The 17,975-nt window shown below is 66.5% G+C and carries 19 protein-coding genes; 1 reads left to right on the forward strand and 18 read right to left on the reverse strand.

The genetic code is table 11. The features are described from left to right. Nucleotides 1–61: 61 nt before the first annotated feature. The 9 genes from ABZ803_RS24800 to ABZ803_RS24840 form a co-directional block, all read right to left on the reverse strand. Nucleotides 62–454 (reverse strand): hypothetical protein, encoded by a 393-nt coding sequence (locus ABZ803_RS24800; protein ID WP_357042600.1) that lies wholly within the window; start codon nt 452–454, stop codon nt 62–64. An 85-nt stretch (nt 455–539) separates the two neighbouring features. Further along, nucleotides 540–2,264, reverse strand: coding sequence for a hypothetical protein (locus ABZ803_RS24805; protein WP_357042603.1), 1,725 nt, complete (start codon nt 2,262–2,264; stop codon nt 540–542). Nucleotides 2,265–2,654: 390 nt separating this feature from the next. Continuing rightward, the gene (locus ABZ803_RS24810) at nt 2,655–3,164 is read right to left on the reverse strand and encodes a single-stranded DNA-binding protein (RefSeq protein WP_357042606.1); all 510 of its coding nucleotides are present in this window, start codon (nt 3,162–3,164) and stop codon (nt 2,655–2,657) included. A gap of 196 nt (nt 3,165–3,360) precedes the next feature. Then, a complete protein-coding gene (locus ABZ803_RS24815; protein WP_357042609.1) occupies nt 3,361–5,088 on the reverse strand; it encodes a hypothetical protein in 1,728 nt (575 codons plus the stop codon). A 502-nt stretch (nt 5,089–5,590) separates the two neighbouring features. Continuing rightward, nucleotides 5,591–6,205 (reverse strand): hypothetical protein, encoded by a 615-nt coding sequence (locus ABZ803_RS24820; protein ID WP_357042611.1) that lies wholly within the window; start codon nt 6,203–6,205, stop codon nt 5,591–5,593. After that, nucleotides 6,202–6,429 carry a hypothetical protein gene (locus ABZ803_RS24825; protein WP_357042613.1) on the reverse strand — a complete coding sequence of 76 codons (228 nt, stop codon included), beginning with the start codon at nt 6,427–6,429 and terminating at the stop codon, nt 6,202–6,204. The genes ABZ803_RS24820 and ABZ803_RS24825 overlap by 4 nt, the downstream gene beginning before the upstream one ends. Before the next feature lie 249 nt (nt 6,430–6,678). Continuing rightward, nucleotides 6,679–7,125 (reverse strand): hypothetical protein, encoded by a 447-nt coding sequence (locus tag ABZ803_RS24830; RefSeq protein ID WP_357042616.1) that lies wholly within the window; start codon nt 7,123–7,125, stop codon nt 6,679–6,681. A gap of 280 nt (nt 7,126–7,405) precedes the next feature. After that, entirely contained in the window at nt 7,406–7,960 is a 555-nt protein-coding gene (locus tag ABZ803_RS24835) for a hypothetical protein (RefSeq protein WP_357042619.1), read from the reverse strand. A 453-nt stretch (nt 7,961–8,413) separates the two neighbouring features. Next, nucleotides 8,414–8,788: a hypothetical protein gene (locus ABZ803_RS24840; protein ID WP_357042622.1), complete on the reverse strand. Its 375-nt coding sequence runs from the start codon at nt 8,786–8,788 to the stop codon at nt 8,414–8,416. 1,032 nt (nt 8,789–9,820) lie between these two features. Between ABZ803_RS24840 and ABZ803_RS24845 the strand changes: the two genes are divergently transcribed. After that, entirely contained in the window at nt 9,821–10,426 is a 606-nt protein-coding gene (locus ABZ803_RS24845; protein ID WP_357042625.1) for a hypothetical protein, read from the forward strand. A 102-nt stretch (nt 10,427–10,528) separates the two neighbouring features. On the opposite strand, the gene ABZ803_RS24850 is transcribed toward ABZ803_RS24845, so the two are convergent. The 9 genes from ABZ803_RS24850 to ABZ803_RS24890 all read right to left on the reverse strand — a co-directional run bounded on the left by ABZ803_RS24850 (nt 10,529) and on the right by ABZ803_RS24890 (nt 17,975). Then, a complete protein-coding gene (locus ABZ803_RS24850; protein ID WP_357042628.1) occupies nt 10,529–11,503 on the reverse strand; it encodes an NADAR family protein in 975 nt (324 codons plus the stop codon). Nucleotides 11,504–12,144: 641 nt separating this feature from the next. Then, on the reverse strand, nt 12,145–12,717 hold the full coding sequence (locus ABZ803_RS24855) for a phosphoribosyltransferase (RefSeq protein WP_357042630.1): 573 nt from the start codon (nt 12,715–12,717) through the stop codon (nt 12,145–12,147). Further along, complete coding sequence (locus ABZ803_RS24860) at nt 12,714–13,511, reverse strand: methyltransferase (protein WP_357042633.1); 798 nt, start codon at nt 13,509–13,511, stop codon at nt 12,714–12,716. Before ABZ803_RS24860 ends, ABZ803_RS24855 begins: the two co-directional genes overlap by 4 nt. Before the next feature lie 757 nt (nt 13,512–14,268). Further along, nucleotides 14,269–14,841: an AAA family ATPase gene (locus tag ABZ803_RS24865; RefSeq protein WP_357042636.1), complete on the reverse strand. Its 573-nt coding sequence runs from the start codon at nt 14,839–14,841 to the stop codon at nt 14,269–14,271. A gap of 345 nt (nt 14,842–15,186) precedes the next feature. Beyond that, nucleotides 15,187–15,399 carry a hypothetical protein gene (locus ABZ803_RS24870; protein ID WP_357042638.1) on the reverse strand — a complete coding sequence of 71 codons (213 nt, stop codon included), beginning with the start codon at nt 15,397–15,399 and terminating at the stop codon, nt 15,187–15,189. Between the two features lie 521 nt (nt 15,400–15,920). Next, on the reverse strand, nt 15,921–16,214 hold the full coding sequence (locus ABZ803_RS24875; RefSeq protein ID WP_357042641.1) for a hypothetical protein: 294 nt from the start codon (nt 16,212–16,214) through the stop codon (nt 15,921–15,923). A 12-nt stretch (nt 16,215–16,226) separates the two neighbouring features. Next, nucleotides 16,227–16,502, reverse strand: coding sequence for a hypothetical protein (locus tag ABZ803_RS24880; RefSeq protein WP_357042644.1), 276 nt, complete (start codon nt 16,500–16,502; stop codon nt 16,227–16,229). An 88-nt stretch (nt 16,503–16,590) separates the two neighbouring features. Further along, nucleotides 16,591–16,782, reverse strand: a complete 192-nt coding sequence (locus ABZ803_RS24885) for a hypothetical protein (RefSeq protein ID WP_357042647.1) — start codon at nt 16,780–16,782, stop codon at nt 16,591–16,593. 59 nt (nt 16,783–16,841) lie between these two features. Further along, nucleotides 16,842–17,975, reverse strand: coding sequence for a recombinase RecT (locus ABZ803_RS24890; RefSeq protein WP_357042649.1), 1,134 nt, complete (start codon nt 17,973–17,975; stop codon nt 16,842–16,844).

Consider the following 17,975-nt stretch of genomic DNA (forward strand, 5'->3'; position numbering starts at 1 on the left):
TCCCACGGCTTCGAGGTCCGGGGCGAGATCCGCGTGCAGCGCTCGCCCCGGGACGCGTTCGTCAGCAGGGTGCTGGGATTTGCGTCCAGCCGCTGGAATCGCAGCGGTAGAAGCGGTCGTCGATTCCGACGCGATCGTCGACGGACAGTGATCGAAGCCACCGATCCCGATACCGTTCGGCGAAGTACGAAGTTCCGATGTTGAACCGCTCGAACTGCCGTTCAAGGATCACGTCGTCGGGGGTGCCGGGGGTGATATCGGAGTCGTGGTAGCTGAAGACCCGCTGCACGCACAGGCGGGCGGGGAAGCCGAGAAGAGCGTTGAGGAAGTCGTGGTGGTAGATGCGGATCAGCGGCCCGATGGGGCGGATGATGGCGGCGACCACATCGCGGGAAGCGCGAAAGAGGTCGAGCAAAGTGGCGAGGGTGTGGTGGATGAGCGATTTCGGCGACATGCCTAACTCCGTGAGAGGTTGTGAGACAGACAGCCGGGCCGCCACGATGTGCTGTGGCGGCCCGGCTGGTGGGCGGTGAGGATCGTCAGGCGGCGCGACGTGATGCGCGCTTCGCGGGTTTGACGATGCCGATCGTGACTCGGCATCCCTCGCACAAGTTGTCGGCGTTGTGGACCGGCTTGTAGGTGCGGCACGCCTCGCAGAATCCGTGGCGTTGCCCCGCGCCGAGCGCGGGTCCGCGGTTGCGGCGGCGGGTCACCGCGGGCTTGTCAGCCGGTTCGGCCTGCGGGAGGCAGACTCGCAGGTCGGCGTGCTGCTCCAAGAACCGCTGAATGTATTTCGCCTGCGGGTGATCGGGTGCGTTGCGGCGGACTCGATCGAGGAGGTCCCAGGCGATGCGCGGATAGTTGGTCGCGAAGTAGGTGCACCGGGCGAGCAGCAACTCGAGGTTGGTGAACCCGGGTTGCAGCGCAAGCAGTCCGGGGCGCTCATCGAGGCGGCAGGTCGAGCAGAGTCCGTCGTCACTGCGCCAGGTCCCGTCGATGAGCTGCCAGGATCGGTCGTGTACCACAGGCCGTTCGATGAAGCAGGACACGCACGGCCAGCCCGCGACCGCGCCTCGGGCGGCGGCGTGGTCGTAATCCAGCCCATTGCCGCCGAACGGGATTTCGGGGCGCTGATCGAGGCTGATGCGGATCATCGTGCGCGTTTGCGCGAGCCGGTGGGTGTGGTCTTCGGAGACCGGGTGGCGTCCGCGCTCGATCATCTCGTGGTCGATCTGGCCGCCGATGTGGATGACGTAGTAGCGGTCCCAGAACTCACGAGCGACTTCCGCGTCACGCACCTCGCCCCGGCGAGGTGACTTCGGCTTGCCGTCGCCGGGCTTCTTCACCATCGACGCCTCGAGCTCGTACTGGCTGGCGCGGCGACGCACATAGTCCCCGCCGTCGGCGTCGGCGAGTTCGGCGAAGGCGTCGATGAAGGCCCTCTGCTCGAAATAGTCGGTCACCACCTGCGGCTCACGCACTGGTCGGCGCTTTGCCCTCTGCTTCTGCCTCGCGGCGACCTTCTCGGGCTTGAGTCGTTCCCACTGGATATCACCGGGGACCGGCCGACTCAGCACCGACGGGCGATAGCGCATCCGCGTCGGCAGCGGCTGCCACTGCGAGGCATCCAAACCCTTGGGCTGGACGTCGAGTTCCGCGGCGGCATCCGACGCCTGGTACAGCCCGGGGTCGGCGGTCGGTATGCAGGCATCGAGCCGCTGGCGGTCAGCGGGTGCAGCGAGCTTGCGGAGATCGGCGATGCGTTCGAGCGCGGTCTCGTAGGGATAACGCGACAGCAGATCGACCATCTTCGCCAGCATCGCGTTGCACCGCGCGCGATCGGCAGGACCAGTGGGCAGGGGATCCGGCGTGTCTGCTGTAGACCACGTCTGCGGCGGTGTCGGCGACGAATCTTCCTCGGATGCCTGCTCGGGCACCGGGGTGCTCACCGCGCGGCCGTAGAGGTGCGGGTTGGTGAACGGTCGGCAGGCGTCGATCCGTTCACGATCGTCGGGGGAGGCTTTGTCGTACCATGCCTTCAATGCTTTGAGGGCGTTGCGGTACGGGTAGCGGGTGAAGAGGCCGACCATCCGGACGAGGACATCCTGGTCCTCGGGTGTCGCGAACTTCAGCGCGTGCTCGAACTCGAGGCGAGCCTTGTCAGGGTTCTTGGTGAACAGGTAGTCGATCCAGGTGATGGCGTCAAGGAAGCGGCTGTTCACGCTGTAGGTGACGGGTTGAGGTACGGCGCTGTGCACGGTCAAGGCTTTTCCTGTCTCGCGGAGTGCGGTAACGCATCCCCTCGCAAGCGGCATCTTCCGAAGGGATGATCGGCTGGTCGGGTGACCCGCCTGAGGGCGTGAAGCCAGGTCGGAGGCCGACGCGCGGGAGGGAACGCGCCGATGCGGGCGGGAACGAATTTCCGCGCTGAAGGGATGCAGGAGGTTGGCAGCAGGCGCCGCGCCCGGAAATTCGTTCCCGACCGGGCGCGGGCCCGTACGCGCGGCGGAATCCGACCTGGTAGCCCTCGGGCAGGCGGGGCGCCCGGCCAGACGAGCATCCCGGCACTCAACGCACCCCGTCGTCGCACGCGGGCTGGACCCGCCGGCCGCGCACACGCGATGAGCGCATGGCCTCACACGCCCGAACTTCGGTCAGAACTGCCCGTCACCCATCGCAGACCCGCTGCCCCACGGGTCGCTGTCGGCTGCGGCACCGGTGCTCACACCCACCAACGCGTCAGCGCGCTCATTGCCGAACCCGGCGGAGCCGCCGAATCCGCCGTTGGACGCGTTGTTGCGTGAGTTCTTGACGACTTTCGCGGTCGCGTAACGCAAGGACGGGCCGACCTCGTCGACCTCGAGTTCCACGACGGTGCGTTTGTCACCTTCCCGCGTCTCATAGCTGCGCTGCTTGAGTCGCCCGGACACGATCACCCGTGAACCACGAACCAGCGACTCGGCAACGTTCTCGGCGGCCTCACGCCATATACTGCAACGCAGGAAAAGTGCCTCGCCGTCCTTCCATTCATTGCTGTTTCGGTCGAACACCCGCGGTGTCGAGGCGACCACGAAATTGGCGACAGCTTGACCGGCTGGCGTGAACCGCAGCTCAGGGTCAGCGGTCAGATTTCCGATGACAGTAATCACCGTATCGCCGGGCATCATCTACTCCTTCGCGTCAAAGTGCTGTATTCGAGGGATTGGCCGACACGACGCGCCCGGGCAACGGCGTGGCGGCACGACATCGGCGACCCGGCCCCTGACCTGGTCGGTGCCGTCGAGTCATTGCCGCGCTAGCGCGAGCCTGCGCGGTGAGCGCGTCCACGCTCGACCGCTATAGGGGGCGGCGGAAGCGGCGTCAGGAAAGGTCGAGATCGGCGTGCGGGTCGGGGAAGGCTCGTCCTTCGATGTCACGAGCGCGCACGGTCTGCGCGATCCGCTCGCTCCACTGAGTGCGGCGTTGCTCGAGGTGGGCTCCGTGGAAGGTTGCCGAGGCGACGTACCCCTCGACCATCGCGCGGAAATCCGCGCGCTCGCCAGCACCCCTGCCTGCCTGTGCGAGGGCTTTGTCGAGGTGGTCGAGCCCGCGGCGGTAGTCGGCTGCGAATTCGCGGGCGTGTTCGTAGCCTTCTGCCAGGCGGGTGATGTATTCGTCGGCGGCGAGCACCGCGCGCGACTCTGCATCATTCGGCAGCAGGTAGTTGTCGCGGAACGCGTAGTGGTCGTCGTCGAAGTCGTAGATTTTGATGCCCGCGCTTTCCAGCACGCCTCTCATCAACGGTGCAGCGCCCTCACTCACCTTCGCCGGGTCCTTGAAGCTGCGTTGTATGTCGCAGCTTTGCAGGTTGGGCTCGGCCAGGAAAACAAGCTCCGGCAGGGTCGTTTCACCGAGGTCGATGGCTTCGAGGACGTGGTGGGCTTGGAATCGCTCGATCCTCAGCAATCCACCGGGGTGGCGGAGTTGCTGGAGGACTGCGGCGCGGTGGGCACGCAAGTCGTCGAGTTGGCGCCCAACGTGTCTCCGGAAATCGACGACCTCCGAGGCCGGTATCGCGAGTTGTTCGCTGAGGTGCTGCGCGCATTCCTGCAACTCCTTCACGGTGCTCGCGTAGGCACGCAGTGCCGAATCCAGGGCGTGCCTGCTCGCGGTGCCCGGCCACAGCGGTGGGAGATCCGTCGCGCCGTTGAGGATGGCGTCGCGCCTGGCGCGTGCCAGCTGTTGATCGGCCGGTGACAAGACCGCCAGTTCGCCCTCGAACAACGTCCCGGTCAACTCCCGGTCGCGGTCGTAGAAGGCCTCCCAGCGGGCGGGGTCGAGCGCATACTCCAGCTGTTCGCGCAGTCTGCCTCGCTGATCGGCGCCCGGATCGACGAGCACCGGCGCGTCAGTGAGCAGATCCAGATCGGTGGTCTGCCAGCACAGGTAGGCGAGAACGAAAAGCACCGTGAGGCAGTCGCGGTCGTGCACCCCTGCCACGCGAAGCCGGTGCCGCAGCACCGCGCGCTCCGGACGTGAGCGAGGGATCATGAGTATGTCCAGGGCCCGGGTCTTGGTGGTCTCCGGAATCTGGGCCCTAGTCAAGAGGTGGCGCGCCGCGCTCAACGCGGCACATTCTCGTCTCCACCGCAAGGCGTTGTGACGCCAACCCTGTTCGACCCCCGCATCGAACCTCGAGTCCATGGCGATCACCCGCGCATCGAGATCGATGAGCAGCCCGTGCTCTCGCTTGTAGCGGTCGACCAGAACAGTCGCCGCCTGGCGAGCTGGCGCCGAATGCCGCCGCCACGCCACGAGTTTTCCCAAGGTCGCGGCGATGTCGCATTCGAGGTCGGGCCCTTGCGCAGCCTCGCCGAAGTCGTGGGCGGCATCCACCACATCCTCGAGGCTGGGTTTCGTCGCGGGCTGCTCGTCACCGGGTGACAGCGCAGTCCACACGAGCAGACACGCCACCTGCTGACGTTCTCCCGCCGGTCGCCACCCCGGGGCCAGAACCGGCCAGCGGCGTTCGTTGTCGGTGCGCGGGTCACTGGTCATCGCTCGGCGCGGCGTTGGGCTGTCCGCGGTGGAGCTGAGGGGTGAAAGCATGTGAATTCCCTTGATCGATCGGATGCTGTTGCGCTGTTTGCGGGGTGCTCGACGACGGTCTGGCCTGATCGCGCAATCAAGTCGCCGGGAGGATCAGGGGTCCGCGGATTGCGCCGAGCCCACCAGCGCGAGCGCTTCGAGGCCGAGGGTGTAGTGAGGGTGCCTACGAAGTTCCAGACCCCCACCACCAAGGCGGCCGCAGCGATCGCGACGCACACCGCGGCCGTGAGGGTTGAAAGGTGCACCACTGCCCACAGGCGGCGCACCCCACCGTGCTCGAGCTTTGAACGGCGCGCCGCCCGCAGTCGCTGCGGCATCGGTGTTGTGCATTCCGGCGGCGAACGGGTTCGGGGATGCGCAATTGACGCGATGCGCCGAGCGGGAACGACCGTTGCCGTCAGGAGTAGGGCCAGATCGGCGGGACGCGGACACCGACAGGGACTCGATGCGGTGTGGTCGGTTGATGGGTCCGCGGCCGGAGCCGGTAGCGGCCAGGAGGAGGTCAGGCGCGGTGCGCGGCCAGCAGCGACGGCAGTGTCGCGGCCGGTTGCCGACAGTCCCGGAATCGGGTCGCGAGTTCAGCGAGTGCGCCAGACGACCAATCCCCGCAGCTGGCCAGCTGTTCCAGCAACAACGCCTCCCGCTGCGCGTGCCCGTCGACCGGCGCGTCCGCAAAGTACACAGCACGGTGCACACCGACACCGCGCGCGTTGTAGGTCGTGATCTGAAGGTGGTCGTCACGACTATGGCCGAAGCCCTGGACGTGGATGCGGGTGGCGGCGCGCTGATCGTTGATAAAGCGCAGCGCGGCATCGGATTCGCTGCCTTCGTGCCGATGCGCGCAGGTGCCCAACCCGCCGCCGGAGGTCAACGCCACGGCGAATCCCTCATCGGATTCGCGGCGCCAGAAACGAGCGCCCGGCACGATCCCGGTGTCATCGACCGCCAGCGAGGTGAGCACGGTGACCGCGGTGCCGGTGAGCCACTGCTCCACGTAGACAATGGGCCGCTGTCGGCCCAGCAACCGCTCGACACGCTCCCACACCGGGCCCAGCGTGCCCACAGCAGCGTAAGCGGTGAATTCCTGCTGACGCGCCCGGTCGGCGATCGCGATCACCGCGCCTGCCCCACGCCGGGTTCGGCCACGCCGTCGGAGTCCGCGGCATCAGCTGCCGTGGAGATGATCTCGAACGGATCTTCGGGAATCAGCATCAGGTTCCGGCCGTCGTCCCAAGAGACCTCGATCTGACTGATAGCCCCGTATACGGTGCGGATGACGGTTCCGGTCGCGCCGATCGACAGAGGGCAGGGCTCGTCGGGCATGATCCCGGTGATCCGCACGCGGTCACCAACATTGGGCCTGAGCATGATGGTCGTCTCCTTTGGTCGAGCTGATTCATGTTCTGGTGGCCACCGATGAAAGGTCGGCTGCGTAGCGGTACCGGCACCGCAATCCATGGCACAGGGCCGTCGCGGCAGCGCAATGTTCCGCTGCCGCCGTCAGATCGGCCAGACGGTCCATGGAGTGCGGATGGCCGGATGTTCCGGCGCGGTCGGCAACGATCACCAGAAGGCGTCGGCCCTGCCGTTTCACCTACCTCGCAGGCACGCGCTGCACCCGGCGGCGGCGCTCGTCGACTCGCGGTCAGCGGTCATGGAGTGGACGGGCATCGACGTCGGCAGCGCGAGGTCGCCTTCGAGGACGAGCAGGGCGGCGTAGACGGATTCGCTGATCTGCGCGCGGTCCGGGCGCAGGGGAGTGAAAGCCGCGTGTACACGCATGCAGGCAGGTGATCCCCGGTCGAGGTAGGCCGGAACGAGACACCAGCTGCGGTCGCGGTGAGCACCGTGGTTGACAGCGGCCAGCGCATACAGCGGGTACGGGCCCTCGGCGGCGAGTGCCGGGGTCAGCTCATCGAACAGCGGAACATGCACTCCCCGCCCCGGGGGCAGCGCAATGCTGCGCACGTGACCGACCAGCAGGACGTACTCGTTGCTGGGCGTCAGAGTCGCGCGGTAGCGGTCATAGACGTTCATGCAGAAGCTCTCTGTTCCTCACTGCGACATGCTGCGGAGGCCGCGCGCCGGGCGGGCGCCAGGCTGGATCGCGAGTTCGGGGCCGACGGCCTGACTCACGGTTGCCGACCTCGCTACGTGTCGCACTGCTGGTTGTACCGGTCGAAGCGACCTCGGCGTGAGATGTGTTGGTGTGCCGTCCAGTGATGCGGGCGCCGCGTGTGCGCAGTGGCGGGGCGAATCACCGGTCCCGGCGCGCCGATGGGGGCAGGCGGCGGTTGGCCGGGACCGGTGACTCCATTCAGGTGGCTTGTGCCGAGTCGGTCGTCCGCGCCCAGCGTTCGAGGGCGTGGAAGTCGTTGTCCCGCAATCCCACACGCGGATCGACATGATGCAGTAGCGCCTTGCCGTCGTGGTAGTAGCCCACGAAGTCTCGGTCGCGCTCGCTGAGTTCGTCATCGATCCACGCGAACGCCCGTCCGGCGGCATGGGAGATCAGATGCTGGGTCTTCCAGAACGTTCCCTCCGGCCCGGCGGCGTACATGGTGGGCCACTGCACCACCGGCAACTCGGGCAGCCCGAGCTTCGGCGCGATCCACGTGTTCGCCTCCACGCCCCACACCGTCGCCCAGGTCAATTCGTAGAACTCGGCCAACCGCAGTAACTGCTCGCCGTGGGCAGGATTGAGCCAGACCCGCAGAGGCCTGGATGTGCCGCCAGGGCCTGCTGGCCCGGTGGGCGAGCCAGCTGTCCGGTAGTACCGGAAAGTGGTGTAGCCCTGGGGGCGACGTTCGGGCTTGGCGTCGTATGGGTTCAGGGGGCCATCCACGTCGATGTACAACCGCGGTCGATTCATTCGCTGCTCCTTCCTGGCTGGCCAGGTCATGTCCTCGCCGCCGAGCTCGGATGCCTGTTCCGGGCGCGCTGTCGTGCATCCGTGCCAGCCGTCATGACGCCCCTTCTCGAGATGCGACAAACCTTTTCGAGGCAGGCCGAACAGGAAAGGGCGCGGTGATCGGCGCTCGTGTCGCGCGGAGCGTCAGCCGTGAGACGCTGTGGCAAGCCCTGGCCGCAGGTGAGTGGCGTAGCAGCGGTCGGCTACGTGCCTGTCATCGGCGAGGTAGATGATCGCGCGGCAGGATCTGCTCGGAGTCGCCGGACCTCCGGGTGACGCGCGCGATGGCGCCAAGCGGAAAGGCTGATCGCGACATAGCCGCGCCATTCCGGCAGGGTGATCGTCCGCGCTCTTCGTTAGTGTCGATGTCGCTTTCACAGCGAGCTAGCCGGGCCCCTGCCGGTCGGCGAGGTGTTACTCGGGTTGACTGCTGTCTTCGGCGATGACGGATATGCGGGGGAAATAGTGGAAGGTTGGCGCGTTCTCTTGCTCGTCCGGATCGTCGCAATCGTCCACGTACCCGCCTTCGGTGAGGTGGCTCAGTTCATGCCCGGAGGCCCGGGCCAATGCGATCATGAACCGGGTCACCGACTCTGCGCTGTCGGCTGTCACCTCGATACCCGCGGCCTTGTCGTGGTCGTCAGGCAGGATACTGAAAATACGAGCGCCCTCGGTCGCGGACTGTTCCATAGCGCGCCGGATATCGCTGCCGACGATCTTGAGAATCTCCGCTGCACTCGGTTCGGTGGTATCAACGGCCTCTGGACCAGTAGAGCGCTTTGTGAACATCGCGGTGGCATCCTTTCCCGGTGGTCGAAGGTCCACGCAACAGCGGACAACGACAGGTTCGTGCGGCCGGGGCCGATGTGAAGGCCGCGGTGTAGTCGCGGCACACTGGGTATTCAGGTCGGCTGATGGACGGGTGCGCGGATTCGCGGCGCCGCTACCTCTGGCTGGAAGAGGAGGGGCGGCATGCGCGTGGGTGTGCCAGAAACGAGTTCGGGCACACCCACGACTGCCGCACAGAGGTCGAAGACCCACCGCCGCTACGGGCGGTTCCATGCCGGGACTGCGGGCATGCGCGCCGCCCGCCAACAGGAAAGCTACCGCCGCGGCGCGCATCCAGTGTATCCGGAGGGCCGTCCGGCGCGAAGACTGCTGGCTGCGCCGACCGAGGCAAGCAAAATCCTCCCGCGCAGCGATATTCAGCGTCGTCGCCAACTCCGGCCGTCCGTGTCGGCGCGGAATACTGCGGGCAGCCCGCGGCGAAATGCCGGACAGGGCGCTTGGTCCGCTGTCTGCGTTCCCTTCGTCACCGTGCACTCCCGGCTCGGACACTCAGGGTTGGACTGCACCCCAGGCTGCCCGTCATGGCGCAGTCGAGATCTTGGTTTCGGTCCAGGTGAGGCGGCACCGCACCCGGAATGGTCTGCACCTCACCGGGCGCGACCTTGAACTGCGCAGCCGGCGGCGCCAGCCCGAGTAAGACAGCAACCAACGCTGACAACAACATGGACATGAACACTCCTGTCTTGGTCGAGGCATCGAACGTCGGCAGTACTCGCAGCCCTGCCGCTGCCAGCAGCCGCGGAGGTCGCTGCTGCTGGCAGTGTGTGGGGCAAGGCGGGGATCCCGGCCCGATTCGGCGCCGTGAAGATCATGTCGATGACGCGGCCGCGAGAGTTCGGCCACCAGCTCAACAGCTTCGGCGTGGCGTCGTAGGCTGTGTGCAGGGGACTGGCAAGGCAACGATCTGGTCAGTCAGGAGTTGACATGGATGGCACATCAACGCCGCGCCGTGGTGGGCGGCGGCGGTCTGTCGTGGTCGCTGAGGAACTCGAGAAGCGGCGCACTCGCCGCGTGGAGCGCCATGCTGCTGTGCGTGAACGGCAGGCGCGTATCGATGCCGCAGAGAAGCAGTACACAGAGGCATGGACGGGCACCAAAGTTGCCGACAACGACCTCGCTGCCGAGATCGCTGTACTCCAACAGCGCATCGAGGAGGCTCGCTCTCGTACCGCGGCGCAGATCGCTGAGTATCGCCGCCACCAAGCCCTCGCCGCGGCGGCGATCCGCCGCGAAGGCTGCAACGTGGAAGAGGTGGCCGACATCCTCGACGTGAGCCAGAAGGAGGCGCGACAACTCCTCTCCGAAGCCCGCTCGCTCCATCGCGCGGAGGCGGACGCAGTCGAGCCGCGCGCGGACGAGGTGGCGGCTGAGCCCGTCCCCGCGGCAAATAGGGCTACAGCTCCACGTCAAGAGCTGACCGCGGGCCGTGAACTCGATGCAGCCGATCACGCATCCGAGCCGGTGCATAACGAACTCGATTCGACACGCGCACCAGCCGCCCGGGTCAGCATCGACAGTTCACCACGATCTGTCGAAGCGGGCACCGCCCGACAGTGGCAGGCGCCCGCTGCGCGCTGACGCCAATGCTTCCCGGCGTGCTCCTTCCGGCCCGTCATCGTATGCAATGAAGGGCCGGACGAGACATGGGAAAGGTCACGACGAGCGCCCGGGCCTGGGCGTCTACGGACAGTAGACAGCGGCGATCGTGGTCCTGCGGTGAGCGACGTCCACGGTGATCACCGGCATCCCGGAGCAGTAGCGGCGCAACGCCGAGACGGTGCCGCCGCGGGTGATGCGCGGATCCCGCACCGCGACAACAGCTCGGGCATCACCGAGCAGCAGCTGATTGCGGACATCGAAGAACCGACGGTCGGCGTGGTCGGCGACCACCACCAACCGTGTCAACCGTTCACAGATACCGGCGTGATCAGCCTGCTGTGTCTCGGTCCATCGCTCGCTCTGAGTGGGAAACGGCTGGTAGCCCCACACATCGAGACCGGCGGCGAACGCAGCCTCCGCCCACCACGTATCCGCTCCCGTAGCCAACCCTGTCGAGGCTGTATGGGTGCCGTGCTGGTCACGGAGTTTGATCGCGACTCGCTCCAGTTCGGCGCGGACCCAGGGGTGCGCCTCAAGAGATATGAGATGCTCGCGGTGCCCGGTGAGCGCCACGCGTGGCCATCGGTCGGCTGGGTCGCCGCGCAGTTCAGCGCGCACCTGCATCAGGGTGCGCCCGAGCATGTTCGCTCCAGCGGGCGTCACGAGACCAGGCCGCAGGCAGCGGCCCCAATAGTCGTCGTTCCAGTCGTTGCCTTCGATGAGCAGTTGATCACCGGTCGACACCAGCAGGTCGCGAAGTCGAGGATCGCGGGTGAACTTGCTGCGCAGGATCTCGGCCATCACCGTGGGTTTGATCCGGTCCCAATCCGGCCGCAGCGGCAGCTGCCGACCGAGCTTCTTGGCGGCGCCGGGAGTCGCGGCTGCCTCGATCTCCTCCACCCACCTCCGGTCGGTGGTCTTGGCCGCGGCGAAAGCATGCTCAGCGGTGGGAAACCATACCTCGGCGTATTCGGCTGGATGATCGCTGAAGTTCGACAGATACTCGTGTTCGCCGTGGAACCTCTCGATCACCATCGTCTGGCCGTCGGTAATCATGCCTGCACTGTCCTCTCGGTATCCGACAATCTGATGCGTCCGCGTATTGAGTCGGCGCCGGGTCCGGAGAGCCATCCCGCGTGCAGCGCGGCTTCTATCGCAGCGGTCGTCGCAACCGGAAACCGGCAGTACTGCCCCAGACTTCATCCAGGCTTGGGCTGTCATCGGCCACCGACTGTCGAGTGGCCCGTTCCGGGCAGGCGACGGTGTCAACGACTCGTGGGGGCTGACCTCAGTCGAATCGCTGAGGGGTCAGTCTTCAGGAGTTGCCGACAGGCGGTGTCGGCGGTCCCGGCTGGTCGGTGGTGAGGGCCGCAGCCAGCGTCGAGCGGCCTTCACCGACGCCGCAGCTCGCGCCGCACCCACCCCGCTGGTATCCGGATGGTGCTTGGCGTTGCGGGCACGCGGCAAGCTGGGGACAGGGGTGGGTGGGTGACGCCGGGCCGCGAGGACCCTTTTGGGGCACAGCAATCGCTTCTCGTAACGCCTGCCGTAAACGTCTGTGCGCCAGCACCGGATGGTGCGGGGTGCGCCGCAGTACGGGCAGCGGATCTGCAGAGCGAGGTCGTGTGCGGCCTGGTCTTCGGCGCTGAGGCGAACATGGTGGTCTGGCGGGAGCGGGACGGATGGGTCGTCACGGATCATCGGTGTTCTCGCAGTGAAGTAATGAGCGTTCGCTCGGCAGGCGGGCTGGTGTCGACGCCGGTGTTGGGTCGAACGGTCCCGAGGCGGGGCAGATCCGGCGAACGGCGTGCTGGCCTGCGGTCACGAACGCTGGTCGCCTGCCATGCCGCGAGAGGTGGAAGGTAGTGCGGTCCCCGACGCTGCTGGCCGTGGTAGAGGAAGGCGCCGACGAAGGTTGCCGGTCGCCGCAGCCGGCGGGCGAGGGCGTTGATGTCCTGGTGGACTCGCCGGAAGGTGGCGCCGGTGTCGATGAAGTCATCGACGAACAACCACTGGCTGCCGAGAAATCCTTCCGTCCTGCACGAGGTGTGCCGGTGGAGGCCCGGGGTGCGGACGAGGACGAACCCGACGTCGAATTCCCGGGCCAGAGCGGGCACGACGAGAGCGCCGGACAGCCCTGTGCCGACGAGGGTGTCGAAACCCACGGTGTCGCGGCGGAGCTGGCGGCGGGCAGCGGCGAGGATGGGTGTCAGGTCGAACGCGGCCCGCAGATGCGGCGAACCCGCCCAGAGCAGGTCGGCGCCGCTCACGGTGAGACCTTCACCCTCGGCGCGCGCCGCCCGCTGCCCGGCGGCGTCGATCGGGTCGCTGATCTGAAGTCACATGTCACGACTTCGGTCGCAGGCGGGCGGTGGTGCCAGAGATCGTCGTAGAGGGAGGTGTCGATGCCGACGTTCGGTCCCAGCACGATGCCCGTCGCCTGCGTGAAACGCTGATACTCCGGATCACCGTCACCGGCCCGGTATCGGTCCCTGCCGTCGTAGGTGAACGGCGCCGAGGATCGGGGAACCAGAAACACACCGCGCTCGGCCAGCCGCGACGCGGCCGCGATGACGTGGTACTCGAAACGGCGACCGCGGTATCCGCCCGTGGTAGCAGAACCCGCGCCGGCTCCGAAGGGAGGGTTGGCGATCGCGGTGTGGAATTGCCGCGGCATCGAGGCCGCCAAGCGCAGCACGTCCTGGCAATACCAGCGGGCTTCGGGCAGCACTTTGCGGCCGACGCGGACGTACTCGCGGTTGCGCTCCACACACACCAGCATCCTTGGAGGGTCACCGGGCGCAGCGTCGCGATAGGGGAACGTCAAGTTCCCTATGCCGGCGCACAAGTCGATGATGCGTGTGCCATGGACATGGTGTTTGAACTGTGAAGCCAGCGGCAACGGCGTGAAGAATGCGGCGTCACACACTTGGCGCGGGCTGGTGGAGCTGCGGTAGTTGTCGAGGATGAAGCGTTTCTCGTCGTCGGTGAGATCGCGTGAGAGGTCCACCAGGCGCAGGGCCTCGCGGTGAGCGGCTTCCGCCCTTTTGGTGAGTTTGGTCATCGTGGATTCCTCGGTGAGCGGCCGACCTGCCGGACCGTATTTCGCCGCCGCCGCCACCGCCGCGAGCGCGCCGAGCAGGAGGGGACAGTGCCGATTTCGGCCGGTGCCGTAGGTGGCAGACGCGAAAGAGTTGTGGTGGAACAGGGTTCAGCGGCGCCGACGAAGTATTCGGTAGAGGCGGGGAAGCAGCAGGAGCCAGAACGACGGGATTGCGGCAAGGACGAGCCCTACCGGCCAGGTGATTGAAGACATCAGCAACGTGAAGGATGTGAGGACTGCGCCGGGTCGCGGGTCAGTGAGTCGGTATTCCTACGGGGGCTGCTGACGCGGCGCAGACCTCCGGTGCGTGCACCGCGGGGCTCGAAGACTGTGCTCGGCTGGGCACGGCGGTGGAAGCAAGGTGCGGCCGCCGAGTGGTGGCGGCTTACCGGCTACCAGGTCATCCAACCCGCGGTGACGTGGTCGTGGTCAGGGGTGAGGCGAATGCGGCCGGCCGAGCCCATGGAGTGGAGATCGAACGCGTGCTGGCCCAGTTCGCGCAGTGGCGGTCGTCGGGAAGCCGCTCGATCTCGCCGGATGCGCCACCAACAGTCGTTGGAGCCAAACACCTACTATCTCTTGAGCTCCGAGACGCTACGAAGAACTTCGGGTGCCCGTCGTCGAGGTCCGCGCACGTTTGGAGCAGCCGCGGTGCCGGGTCGATGTCGGTGCGAGGGTTCGAACGGCTTTGGGTCGAGCGCCGGGTTGCCGCGGCGCGTCACCGGGTTGTTTGTTCCGACGGCGGCGTAGTCGGTGGCCGAGGTGTTGGCGGGGCAGGCACAGCGGCGGAAGGCGTCGTACATTCACCGACGACATAATCCGCAGGGGGTGACCAGGTTCCGGGTGGGTGTTGCTGGCATGCCTGGCGGATGACCTGCTCGTCCACATCGTGGCCGCCGTGTCGTGCGCGGTGGGCGACGCGTGCGATGCAGGTGTCGAGGGGGGCGTGCACGTCGATCACCATGCAGTGGATGCCGCGCGCGCGGGCCAGGGTCTGCCAGCGATGGACGTGGTCGGGTTCGAGGTTGGTGGCGTCGATGACGACGTTGTAATCCCGGTCGAGATGCTCGACGCACTCCCGCATTTCCATTTCGCTGACAGTGTCTTCTTCGCTGTCACTGAGGCGGCCGTGGAGATGAAAGTGCTTGCTGCGGATCGTGTCTCGGCAGACGATGGCGGTTGTCGGTGTGCTCGAGGCAAGCTGGTCGGCCAGCGTCGACTTGCCCGCGCCCATCAAGCCCCGCAAGACGATGATCAGAGTCCCGCCGGGCGAGTTCAGCGCAACGCTCATCAAAAGATTCCTCCCATCTGGATGTGCGTGTTTCCCTTGGCCCGGGCAGACCCCCGGCACCACACTCAGGGGCCCGATCGCCGACGGTTTCAACCCACCACGAATCGCTAACTCGTTTGTGCTGTAGCGGGTTTCATCATGTTCTGCCACTCTGGACTGCTTTGATGCGGTGGACGGGGCGGTGACGGGCTCGGGGTGGTGGAGGCATTCACCGGGACGCGGCGATCACTGCGGGGCCTGGAAGGTCCCGGCACGGTTGAGCGACACCGACGTCGAGCACGGTCCGTGGCTGACAGGCGGGTTTCTCATCGGCGCAGCGATGGCCGGACGGGGCGAGGCTCGATCTCAGATGAGACCTTGTCGGATCGCGTAGCGGGCGATGGCTGCTGCGGGCAGCTTCGTGGTCGCCCGCGTGCCGATGTCGGGTACCTCGTCGTTACGGAAGTTCTCCGCGATGTGGTCGGCCACGTCGGCGCGCAGCTGGGCGAGGTGGACCTGTGACAGTGATGCGACGACATTCGCGGCATGGTGTGCACTGGTGAAGTCTTCGAAACGCACTGGGCGACGGGTAGGACGCTGGCCCGGCTGATCGTGCACATACAGAAGGAACTCACCGGTGTGATCTGCTCGGATGACAGCGAAAACCTTTCTCGGCGTTCGGTGCCGACGAATGGTCCGTCTCGACGTAGATGGCCGGCCCAGCCGGAGGCGCGCTTCGAAGCGGGAAGGGTTGACTTGCTCGAATACCAGCATGGCGGTGACCTTTCGGTAAGGGATACTGTGACAGCGGGCCTTAACTCCTCGATGCCGAGGGCAGGCCCGAAAAAGAACGGAAGCCGTTGAAAAGTCGGTGTGCGAAGGTCGTTGAGATATACGTTCCTCATCTCGTGCCTCGTGCAGCAGACAGAAGGCGACCGGTGGTGGCTTTTCCAGGATCTCGGCCAATCCGCTTCGGAATGGCAAACCGATACGGCGAACAGGTCGGCTTCAGGCCATATCTGGCACGGATTGTCAGCCTCGCAGGCAGCTGTGAGTGCCAAGCGTTTTCACGTACTGCTGACCATCGACCTCGACCAGCATCACACCACCCTCACCGAAGGCAGCAGCGCCACCAGCGCCTGGGCCGCCTGCACACACCGCATCGCGGAGCCGTCGTCAGGCTTTGCGCCCTCGGCGTGCCAGCACTGCCAGTAGCGCTTGTCGCAGTTGTAGGCCCTACCGAGCGCCCCTTGCATTTCGCCGTGCTCGTGCCGCCCGAATCTAGACCAGTACTCCCCGAACGCAACGGCCTCGAATGCGCCAAGAAACGGGCCGATGTCGTACGCGTACGCCGTCGCCTTCGCTCGCTCGATGACCGCGATGTTCCCGAACATAACCGCCCCCTTCTACTTGTCACCGAGAATGAAAAACGTCTTGCCCAAGGCTTCGATCAGGTCCCGGACCGGTAGGAAATGCTCGAACCCCTGATCGGTCGTGACCCAAAGAAGCGCGTCTCGAACATCGCGCCCGTGGATGTTCGCGCCGTTCTCGTCGCCGATCCGCCGCGCAGTGCCGTACAGCGGCGCGCTACCCTCAACAGTGAATCCCACTCGCGAATTCGACTGCGCCGCAGCGATCAGCCGGCCCAGACTGGCCGCGTCATGAAGAGTCAGAATTGACACGCTGAAACCTCCTACGTTTCGAACTCGCGCCGACTAGCGTGGCAGCTGGGCCACCGCACGTTTGTGGCCCACTGTCACGGCGACACCTTCACCTTTCGCCGCTGAACGCCCCCGAATGGTTGAAACATTGCAGTTCATCCACATTCCATACCCACTCGGTAATGCGGTCGCAAGCAGGGCAGTAGTGCTCATCCACGCTGTCGTACTTACTGACAGCCGACATCGCTGCTTCCTTGCTCGGCAAATCGGAGGCGTATGCGATCACCGTTCCAATGGTCACGCCGTTCCCGGCGGTGTCAGAGACCTGTGATCGGGGCGGATTGATTCGCGAGTCCACGGTCAGGATTTCGTGTCGTCGTCGGGTGCAGGCGCTGGCGCAGGTAGGGCGGATTGCAGTCGGGCGAGATCGTCGGTCGACAGGTCGCTGGGGCCGTCGATCTGTCGTCCCAGCTGCTGCGCGGCCCAACCGAGGACACCCGCCGAGTCGCGCCGCAAGGCGGTGGCGGCCGAATCAAGGAACTGCTGGGCAGGGGAGGGGTCGGTGGTCGTGGCACGTCGGCGAGTCACGGTGCGTGGTGTCCGTCGCACCGCCGGGGCTGTCGCCCCTGCGGTGTCCGCGGACGCTTCCTCGGTCGGAGTGGGATCAGGCTCCGCGGTGGAAGTCGGTGTCGACGCCCGGGCAGCCTGGGTGGCGGTGGGCGTGTCGCCGGTAGCGTCTGCCGTCGCAGCCACGGTGGTGTCCGACGAAATCCGGGGAGCGCCGAGCACTGCGACAGTGTTGCGCGGTGTAGCGGGCTGGGCGAGGCTGTCGGAGTGGGCGCTGGTGGGTTCGTTGGCGGTGTCGGCGCTGTCGGCCAGCTGCAGCCATCCCAGTTCGTGGGGGAACAGCCGCCGCCAGGCGTCGGCCTCGGCGCATTTGGCCAGCATGTGCCGCGGCATCTTCGCCCAACCGCGGGAGGGGTCGCCGCCGATGGTGGTCTTGACGAACTCGTCGTAGTGCACGACACCGACCGCGGTTTCGCGGTGACCGTCGGAGTGCACGGCGGTGATCGTGTACTTCGCCGCCACCGGCGGGGTGTCGTAGGGCCAGGCCTGCACCCAGTCCCGCGCCCGGTCGTCGTAGAACAGCGGTTCGGATGTCTCGAGACGCACGCCGCGGTCGTGGGCGGCGCGGTGTCCCAGGATCCGGAAGCCGTGGATGGAGGTTTCCACCGACCACCGCTGCTCGAGCTTTTCCTGCCCCGACACGGTGGTCACTACTTCTGTGCGGTGCAGCAGCCGGATCTGTTCGCGGAAGGGGTCCAGTCCGCTGGTGACGGCGGCGTGCAACAGCAGGTTGAGCGCGGCTTCAGGCGGATGGTCCCGCCACCGCGCGGCCTGAGCGAGGGCTTGGATCTGGGTGTGGGTGAATGTGGTCTGCCCGGGGGCGATGGCCAGCGGTGAGCGCGGCCCGGCGGGCGGGGGTGCGGACAT

It is taken from the genome of Nocardia sp. NPDC047648, assembly GCF_040642815.1.
Taxonomy (GTDB): domain Bacteria; phylum Actinomycetota; class Actinomycetes; order Mycobacteriales; family Mycobacteriaceae; genus Nocardia; species Nocardia gamkensis.